The organism is Devosia sp. 63-57 (assembly GCF_001899045.1).
GTDB lineage: Bacteria > Pseudomonadota > Alphaproteobacteria > Rhizobiales > Devosiaceae > Devosia > Devosia equisanguinis.
In genome coordinates this window covers 1,636,235-1,645,595 of sequence record NZ_MKUY01000005.1, presented here as the reverse complement: position 1 = coordinate 1,645,595, position 9,361 = coordinate 1,636,235, and the positions used below count along the sequence as shown (strand labels likewise).

Annotated in this window: 5 protein-coding genes; 3 read left to right on the top strand and 2 right to left on the bottom strand. The window is 61.7% G+C overall.

What is annotated here, in order from left to right:
• Positions 1-65 precede the first annotated feature (65 nt).
• Together BGO80_RS16175 and BGO80_RS16170 are read right to left on the bottom strand one after the other, a co-directional pair.
• On the bottom strand, positions 66-1,919 hold the full coding sequence (locus tag BGO80_RS16175) for an ABC transporter ATP-binding protein (RefSeq protein ID WP_286722280.1): 1,854 nt from the start codon (positions 1,917-1,919) through the stop codon (positions 66-68).
• 360 nt (positions 1,920-2,279) lie between these two features.
• Entirely contained in the window at positions 2,280-4,130 is a 1,851-nt protein-coding gene (locus BGO80_RS16170) for an ABC transporter ATP-binding protein (RefSeq protein ID WP_126150773.1), read from the bottom strand.
• A gap of 443 nt (positions 4,131-4,573) precedes the next feature.
• Here BGO80_RS16170 and pepN point away from each other — a divergent pair, with 443 nt between their 5' ends.
• The 3 genes from pepN (at position 4,574) to BGO80_RS16155 (ending at position 9,314) form a co-directional block, all read left to right on the top strand.
• Complete coding sequence (gene pepN, locus BGO80_RS16165) at positions 4,574-7,207, top strand: aminopeptidase N (RefSeq protein ID WP_286722279.1); 2,634 nt, start codon at positions 4,574-4,576, stop codon at positions 7,205-7,207.
• A 279-nt stretch (positions 7,208-7,486) separates the two neighbouring features.
• Positions 7,487-9,139, top strand: a complete 1,653-nt coding sequence (locus tag BGO80_RS16160; protein WP_286722277.1) for a sensor histidine kinase — start codon at positions 7,487-7,489, stop codon at positions 9,137-9,139.
• Between the two features lie 4 nt (positions 9,140-9,143).
• Entirely contained in the window at positions 9,144-9,314 is a 171-nt protein-coding gene (locus BGO80_RS16155) for a hypothetical protein (RefSeq protein ID WP_286722276.1), read from the top strand.
• The last annotated feature ends 47 nt before the right edge of the window (positions 9,315-9,361 follow it).

The window sequence follows — 9,361 nt, the reverse complement described above, 5'->3', positions numbered from 1 at the left end:
CGCCACTCGAGCATAGCTCTCGTGGCCTTGTCGGCTCCAGTCGCGCCACTGGCGCGCCTGGCCTTTCAGGACGCCTCCAAGTCAAGGAAACCGCCGGATTGGCGTTGCCAGAGCATGGCATAGTGGCCGCCGGAGGCCAGAAGCTGGGCATGGGTACCCTCTTCGACGATCCGGCCTTTTTCCAGCACCACCAGCCGATCCATGGCTGCTATGGTGGAGAGGCGATGGGCTATGGCCACTACGGTCTTGCCCTGCATGAGCTGCGTGAGCTGCTCCTGGATCGCTGCCTCGACCTCGCTGTCCAGCGCCGATGTGGCTTCATCGAGCACCAGGATCGGGGCATTCTTGAGCAGCACACGCGCAATGGCGACACGCTGGCGTTGCCCGCCCGACAGTTTGACGCCCCGCTCGCCGACATGGGCGTCGTAGCCCTTGCGGCCCTGCGGGTCGGACAGGCCCATGATCACCTCATGCACATTGGCCTGTTCGGCGGCGCGGATCATCTCCGCGTCGCTGGCGTCGTGCCGACCATATTTTAGGTTCTCCCGCACCGAACGGTGCAGAAGCGAGGTGTCCTGGCTGACAAGGCCAATCGCAGCACGCAGGCTCTCTTGGGTGACCTCGCGAACGTCCTGGCCGTCGATGCGGATCGCCCCTTCCTGCACGTCGAACATGCGCAAGGCCAGGTTGACCAGCGTCGACTTGCCCGATCCGGAGCGCCCCACGAGGCCGATCTTCTCGCCCGCCCTTATGGTGAGGCTGAAATCGTCGATGACCGAACCGGACTTGCCGCGCCAGTAGTTGAAGCTGACAGTGTCATAGGTCAGCTCGCCGGCCTTTACATCAAGCGGCTTCGCACCCGGTGCGTCCAGCATGGTCAGAGGCTGGGCGATGGTGTCCATCGAGTCTTTGGTGGTGCCGACCTGGCGGAAGATGTTGGACCCGATTTCCAGAATCCAGCCGCTCATGTTCATGATCTGCAGTGCAAAGGGGATGGCTGTGGCCACCGCTGCGGCGCTGAGCACGCCATTGTTCCAGCCGGTCAGGGCCAGCCAGGTGACAGAGACCACCAGCCCGGCATTCAGCAGGAACAGGATCGACCACATATAGGTGAAGATCCGCATGAGTTTGCGGAACTCCACCGCATGATCCATGACGCTGTCGGAGACATATTTGTCCTCGTGCTCGCCGGTGGCGAAGGTCTTCAGCGTCTGGATATTGGTGTAGCTGTCCACGATGCGGCCGGTCATCACCGACTTGGCTTCCGAAAGCGTTTCGGAATAGCGGGCGATGAGCGGCATGGTGATGGTGAAAAGTACAGCATAGAGCAGCAGCCACACCCCGATCGGCACCAGCAGCAACGGATCGAGCTGGGCCAGCACCACCACCGCGACGATGACGAAGACCAGCGCATACCAGGCCGCATCGATAGTGAGGTTCACCCCGATTTCGATGGCTTCACCGGCCTGGATGATCTTGTTGGCGATGCGCCCGGCAAAGTCGTTCTGGAAGAAGGTCCAGCTCTGCCGAATGACATGCCAGTGGCTCTGCCACCGGATCAGGTCCACCAGATTTGGGACGATGCCGTGGTTGCGGATCAGCGTATCGAGCAGGAAGGCCGTGGGGCGCACCAGCACGACGACGAACACCATCCACAGAAGCGTGGCGCTGTGCTGGTCAAAGATCTCACCGGGATTGGTGGTGGCCAGCATGCCGACCACGAGGCCGACGAAGACAGGCATCAGCGCATCGGCGACGGAGCCGATGGCGACCAGGATAATGCGGAGGAGAAAGGCGCCTCTGAACTGGCCGACGAAATAGCCGACGAAGGCCTTGAGGCCCATGGGCGGCTGGCGGTTCTTGGCCAGGGCGATAGGCGAATAGAGATTGTCAAAGAAGTTGACGACGCGGTTGAACATTTTGGTGCTCTTATAGTGAGCCGCGCCTGACGCATATTTTGGGCGGTCAGGTTCGGTATCGGTCCGATTTGGTGCATGTGGCCGCAAAGGCAGCGCGGTGATGGCTAAGATTTCGGATCGTGATGATGTCACCCATCTGGGTTCTCCTTTGGTTTGGTTGGACAGGATGTCCTTTTGATCGTCACCACCCGGCTTGACCGGGTGGTCCACTACTTTGCGGTGACACCGTTTGGATTGCCCGGTCAAGCCGGGCAATGACGGTGACGCTGCCACTTTATCTTTCCCATGAGGGAGAGATGTTTCGCATTCTGTCCACCTGCCCTTTTTGGGGGCATGGGTAGAGGGGCAACTCCGGCCAGCCTACTCTGCCGCCTCTTCACCCTGGTCGGCGTCGATAAATCCACCACTCTGGCGCTGCCAGAGCTGGCTGTAAATCCCGCCCGTTTCCAGGAGCTGGGCATGGCTACCCTGCTCCACCACGCGGCCCTTATCCAGTACCACCAGCCGATCCATCATGGCGATGGTTGATAGCCGATGGGCGATGGCGATCACGGTCTTGCCGTCCATCAGCATCTGCAACTGGCTCTGGATCGCGGCCTCGACTTCGGAGTCGAGCGCCGAGGTGGCTTCGTCGAGCACCAGAATAGGCGCATTCTTGAGCAGGACACGGGCGATGGCGATACGTTGCCGCTGCCCACCGGAAAGCTTCACCCCCCGCTCGCCAACATGAGCATCAAAGCCCTTGCGCCCCTGCAGGTCCGACAGTGTCTTGATGAAGTCGGACGCCTCGGCTTTGTCGGCAGCGGCCAGCATCATTTCCTCGGTCGCATCGGGGCGGCCATAGATGATGTTGTCGCGCACCGAACGGTGCAAGAGCGAGGTATCCTGCGTCACCACGCCGATATTGGCGCGCAGACTGTCCTGCGTCACCTTCGCGATGTCGTGCCCGTCGATCAGGATGCGGCCATCGGCACGGTCGTAGAAGCGCAGCAGCAGGTTGACCAAAGTCGACTTGCCCGCACCGGACCGCCCCACAAGACCGATCTTCTCACCCGGCTGGATATGCAGGTTGAGGTTGTCGATCACCCCACCTTTCTTGCCATAGTGGAACGAGACATTCTCGAACTTGATGTCACCCTTGACCTCGGGCAGTGGCTTGGCGTCCGGAGCGTCGGAGACGACGCGCGACACCGACAGCGAGGAGATACCATCCCGCACGGTGCCGATATTCTCGAACAGCGAGGACATTTCCCACATGACCCACTGGCTCATGCCCTGGAAGCGCATGACCAGGCCCAGCGACACGGCGAGCGAGCCGGGCGTCATCAGACCCTGCATCCAGAGCCAGATGCCGGTGCCGCCCACGGCGGCCAGCAGCAGAGAATTGGACCACAACACCAATGTGTTGAGCACCGTGAACAGGCGCATCTGCCGATAGGCGGTATCGAGAAACTCGTCCATCGCCTCCTTGGCGTAAGTCTCTTCGCGATTGGAATGGCTGAAGAGCTTGACCGTGGCGATATTGGTGTAGCTGTCGACAATGCGGCCCGTCATCATCGAGCGCGCATCGGCCTGTTCCTGGGAAATCTTGCCCATGCGCGGGATGAAATAGAACATCATAGCCACATAGGCGACGAGCCAGAGCAGGAACGGAATGGCGAGGCGCCAATCTGCCGATGCGGCCAGGATCACCGCACCGGTGAAATAGACGACCACATAGACCAGCATGTCGAGCAGCTTCATCACCACTTCGCGCACGGCGAGCGATGTCTGCATCAGCTTGGCGCCGATACGGCCGGCAAACTCGTCCTGGAAGAAGCTCATCGACTGACGGATCAGATAGCGATGGCTCATCCAGCGGATGCGCTGCGGGAAATTGCCCAGCAAGGTCTGGTGCATGGTCAAAGTAGAGACCAACGCGATGGCGGGCAGGATGAAGACGATCATCGCGCCCATCAGCGCCAGCTTCCAGCCATCGGTTTGCAGGAAAGTTTCCGGGTTTGCCCCCGCGAGCCAGTTCACCACATCGCCGATAAAGCCGAAGATGATGATTTCACCGATGGCAACCGCGGCGGCAGCCACAGCCATCAGTGCCAGCCAGCGCTTGGCGCCCTTGCTGTAGTGCAGACAAAAGGCCAGCAAGCTCTTGGGCGGCTCGACGGGATCTTCCTTGGGATAAGGGTTCAGCCGAGATTCAAACCAACGCAACATGTGTCAAACCATCACTAGCAAGGCAGCGGAGACGCGACGACCGGAAAGACAGACGCCCTCGAACACGGTCGAGGAGAAAGTTGTTGATGGCCGACGGCAGATATCCGTGCGGAAATTTCGGAACCACCGTTCGTGCGACCCACTCGACACAGAGGAACGGCATGAAGACAGCGGCATAACCTCCCCCTCCCCAATACCGTCTCAATTGACGGCGAAGAGTTTGCTATGCAGCCATGAACTGCAAAGGATACACCATAAAGACGAGTCGCCTGTAACCGGACAGACACAGGCGAGCCGGATTTCTTCAGGGCGGACGACTTCTCCGCCGCCGAAAGCCGGAGCGAAGCACAATTTCAGGGGCTTGTGCATTCGCCGAACTGACAGGGTGGGCCTTAAATGGCACCACTGAGCAACGCGACAACAAGAACAACTGGACCGCCTTCATGCGCACGGAAACCGAACAGACCATCTACCTCAAGGACTATGCGCCGACGCCCTACCGCATCGTGTCAGTAGAGCTCGACTTCCGCATTCTGGAAGAGAACACCAGGGTGCGCGCCCAGTTGACCATCGAGCCGCGCGACACCACCGCGCCGGGCACATCGCTGGTGCTGGACGGCGACGGGCTCAGCCTCAGCTCGATTGCCATCGACGGTGCGCCGCTGGCCCTGGCGTCCTACGCCGCGGACGACAATGGCCTGACCATTGTCGAGCCACCCTTCCGCCGCTTCGTGCTGGAGACCGAGGTTTTCCTCAAGCCGGAGAGCAATACAAAGCTGATGGGGCTCTATCGCTCCAGCGGCACCTGGTGCACCCAGTGCGAGCCGGAAGGCTTCCGCCGCATCACCTATTATCTCGACCGCCCCGACGTGCTCGCTCCGTTCACGGTGCGCATGACAGCGCCGCATGCACTGGCGCCCGTACTGCTGTCCAACGGCAATCCGATCGACCGCGGCGATGCCGGCGATGGCATGCATTATGCGGTGTGGCAGGACCCTTTCCCGAAGCCCGCCTATCTCTTCGCACTGGTGGCGGGCGATCTCGGCTCGATCACCGACAGTTTCACCACGGTGAGCGGCCGCAAGGTCGACCTCGCCATCTATTGCACGCACGGCAAGGAGGCCGAGTGCCATCACGCCATGGACAGCCTCAAGCGCTCCATGGCCTGGGATGAGCGCCGCTTCGGTCGTGAATATGATCTCGATGTCTTTAACGTCGTTGCCGTTTCCGACTTCAATTTCGGGGCAATGGAAAACAAGGGCCTAAACATCTTCAACGACAAGCTGGTCTTCGCCCAGCCCGAGACGGCCACCGACGCAAACTATCATTCAATCGAGCGGGTAATCGCCCATGAATATTTCCACAACTGGACCGGCAATCGCATCACCTGCCGCGACTGGTTCCAGCTCTGCCTCAAGGAAGGCCTGACGGTCTATCGCGACCAGGAGTTCTCGTCAGACGAGCACAGCCGCCCGGTGCAGCGCATTCACGACGTGCAAAACCTGCGCACCAGCCAGTTCCCGGAAGATGGTGGCCCCTTGGCTCACCCGCCGCGGCCGGACCATTATCGGGAGATCAACAACTTCTATACGACCACGGTCTACGAGAAGGGCGCCGAAGTGGTGCGCATGCTGGCGACCCTTTTGGGCGAAGCCGGCTTCCGCAAGGGCATGGACCTCTATTTCGACCGCCATGACGGCGAAGCCACCACCATCGAGGCTTTCATCAAAGTCTTCGAGGATGCCAGTGGTCGCGACCTCAGCCAGTTCATCACCTGGTATCTGCAGGCCGGCACACCGCAGGTCACGGTGGCGGAAAGCTATGATGGCGCCAGCCAGACCTATACGCTGACCCTGACGCAGACGGTCGAACCAACGCCGGGCGAGCCGGACAAGAAGCCGCTGCTGATCCCGGTGCGCTTCGGGCTGATTGGCCCCAATGGCAGCCCGATGAGCTGGAACGGTGTGTCGGGCGGCACGGTCGAGGGTGACTTGATCCTCCTCGACAAGCCAAGCGTGACGCTGACTTTCTCAGGCGTCGCCAACAAACCAGTGCCGTCCCTGTTCCGCGCCTTCTCAGCGCCGGTGAAGATCTCGTCCAATCTCGACCAGAGCGACCTGCTGTTCCTGGCGCGCCATGACAGCGACCCGTTCAACCGCTGGGACGCGCTGCAGACCGTGTCCACCCAGCTGATCGCCGAGGCGGCCCATGGCCGGCGCTGGTCCGACGAGAATGCCGACGCCTTGCGGCAGGCGCTGGTGGATACGCTAGCCAATCCGGATCTCGACGCGGCCTTCAAGGCTCAGGCCATTGCCATTCCCGGCACCGGTATGGTCAGCCGCCATATCGGCAAGGACGTCGATCCCGACGCGGTTTCGGCGGCGCGCAAGGATCTGATCACCACACTGGTGAGCCCCATCGCCGGCCAATTGGCCGAGCGCTATGCTGCACTGGTAAGCGACGCGCCCTATAGCCCCGACGCTGCTCAGGCCGGCAAGCGGGCGCTGCGCAACGGACTGTTGCAACTGCTCGTCTCCGGCGCTGGTCGCGGCGATCTGGCCCAGAAGCAATACGAGACAGCTGGCAATATGACCGACCGCTATGCGGCCATGGCCATCGCCGCCCAGTCCTGGACCGATGAAGCGCCGGCGCTGCTGGGGGACTTCCGCACCCGCTTCGGCGGCGATCCGCTGGTGTTCGACAAGTGGCTCACCGCATCAGCCCAGGCGCCGGATGATGGGGTGATCGAGCGCATGCGCGCCATTCTGGCGGCACCGGACTTTCCCAAGACCAACCCCAACCGGTTGCGGTCGCTGCTGGGGAGCTTCGTGATGAGCGGGTCGACGCAGTTCACCCGGGCAGATGGCGCGGGGTTCCGCTTCGTCACCGAAGCAGTCGCTGAGATCGACAAGGTCAATCCGCAAGTGGCATCGCGCATTCTGACCGGCATGCGCATCCTGCCCATGCTGGAGCCCCGCCGCCGTGAAGCCGGCCGCGTCGCGCTCGAAGCCCTCAAGAGCCAGCACACGCTGAGCCGCAATGTGGGTGAAATTCTCGACCGTATCCTGGCCGGCTAAGACACCCTGCAGCACAGAAAATAGGCCCGCCGCCCCATCCGGACGGCGGGCCTATTGCATCCACCCCAAGTCAGCCATGGAAAACTGCACAGCTTTCCACAGGACAAGTTTCTTAGAAGGATTTTTCTTCACCGCTAAGTGATTCAGCCGACTCCGCTTTTTCGAATAGGGCCCACGGGGGCCGTTTCGGACTCTGGACAAGCGGGGGGCCGCTGATTCATATCTTGTTAAGAGCGATTTGAGTTAGCGTCTAAGTTCCTTTCAAGGATGGAGAATTTCATGCGGTCGACGGAGATGTCCGGCGCCGGCGCATCTGGATTCTGCGCCAAAGATTCCACGAGAACCAAGCGCGTTTCCTCGTCCGTTTCTGTTCTGCCCGCCTGGCGCCAGGTGCTGTCCCCAGTCACACTGGCGGTGGCCGCCACCGCCTTCCTCTCGGCCGGCCTGTTTGTCGCCTATGACATCTACCACACCCTCGACGTCGCTCGCCGCCAGGCTGCCCCTGTAGCCACCATGATGGCCGCCGCTGCCATAAGTCAGCGACCCACGCAGATGGCGCGGTCACTGGTCGCCCAATCCTTCCTGCCGCTCGACGCCACGCAACCAGAGCCGAGGACACTGCTGACCGAAGCCAGTTTCGCCATGGCACCGGTGGCAGAGACCGTGGCGGCGCACAAACAGACAACGCATGTCGAAGCGACACCGCCCAGCGACGTTCTGGCAGGGTTATTCGGACGCGGCGCCGCTGCCTTCGGCCTTGCGGGACTGTTCACTCTAGTGGCCGCGCGACGCCGCCCCGGCGACGACATGCCCAACACCATGCAGCGCTTCAACTACAGCCAGCTGGCTGCCGCCATTCCTATGGGCCTGGCCTGCTGGACGCGCGAAGGCCGGCTGATTGTCTGCAATGACAGCTATCGCAACCGGCTGGAACTGGACGAGGATGGCACCAGCTATCACCAGGCCGTAAGCCGGCTCGCGGCCGGCGGCTACATGAAGCTGGTGCGTGAGGACGACAGCAACCGCATTCTCGAGCTGCACCGGCAGGACGGCTCCTGCCTGATGATCGACGAACGACCACTGGGTGATGGCTGTTTCATGACGCTGGTCTCCGACGTGACCGAGCACAAACGCACCAGCGCCATGCTCGACAGCATCCGCGTCGAACAGCGCCAACTCGCTCGCCGCTATCACGAGGAAAAGCTCAAGGCCGAGGCGGCCAGCCGCGCCAAGACCAATTTCCTCGCCCATCTCAGCCACGATATCCGCACCCCGCTCAACCATATCATTGGCTTTGCCGAGCTGATGAAGCACGAGACCTATGGTCCGCTGGGCGATGCGCGCTATCGCGACTATGTGCAGTCGATCAAGGCCTCCGGCGAGCACCTGCTGGCCTCGTTCGGCACCATTCTCGATCTGGCCGAACTCGACAGCGGCCAGAAGGCGCTGCGCCAGGATGCGGTGCCGGTGGACGAAGTCATCGATTCCGTCGCCAAACGCTTCAAGGGACAGATGCACCGGGCGGGCATCAGGCTGATCGTCGGCAAGAGCTGTGGCGCGGTGTTGCGCGGCGACCGGCTCGGCATGGTGCGCATGCTCGGTAATATCATGGAAAATTCAATCCGCTTCACCGAACGCGGCGGCCATGTGCGCCTCGCCGCCTTTGCCGCCGACGATGGCGTGGTCATCGAAATCAGCGATACCGGCATCGGCATGAGCGAGGAGCGCCTCGCCAGCCTCAGCCAGCCCTTCGCGCTCGGCGACGCCACCTTTACGCGTGAAGGCGTAGGGCCTGGCCTGGGCATTTCCATCGCGCGCGCCATTGCCGAGCAGAGCGGCGGCCACATGGTCATCGACTCCGCCCCTTCCCTGGGCACCACTGTGGCGATATCACTGCCGATAGAAACCGCAATGAGCGAAATGGCAGCGTGATCAGATGAACAAGGAATGGCACGACGGACACCGCCTTGATCCCAAGGCAAATCTAGACCAGCGCATTTCCTGGCATGTCGAACACGCCACCGCGTGCGGATGCCGCGACATGCCCGAAAGCATCAAGCGCGAACTTGAAGCGCGCAACCTCCCCCTGCCCGAGCGGCGGCATTAGATCATTTCAAATTGAGGGGGCCGTCAGTGGATCACTGAACCACCCCC

Coding starts and splice junctions, on each gene's coding strand:
- pepN (WP_286722279.1), top strand. CDS start 4,574: ATGCGCACGGAAACCGAACAGACCATCTACCTCAAGGACTATGCGCCG.
- BGO80_RS16160 (WP_286722277.1), top strand. CDS start 7,487: ATGCGGTCGACGGAGATGTCCGGCGCCGGCGCATCTGGATTCTGCGCC.
- BGO80_RS16170 (WP_126150773.1), bottom strand. CDS start 4,130: ATGTTGCGTTGGTTTGAATCTCGGCTGAACCCTTATCCCAAGGAAGAT.
- BGO80_RS16155 (WP_286722276.1), top strand. CDS start 9,144: ATGAACAAGGAATGGCACGACGGACACCGCCTTGATCCCAAGGCAAAT.
- BGO80_RS16175 (WP_286722280.1), bottom strand. CDS start 1,919: ATGTTCAACCGCGTCGTCAACTTCTTTGACAATCTCTATTCGCCTATC.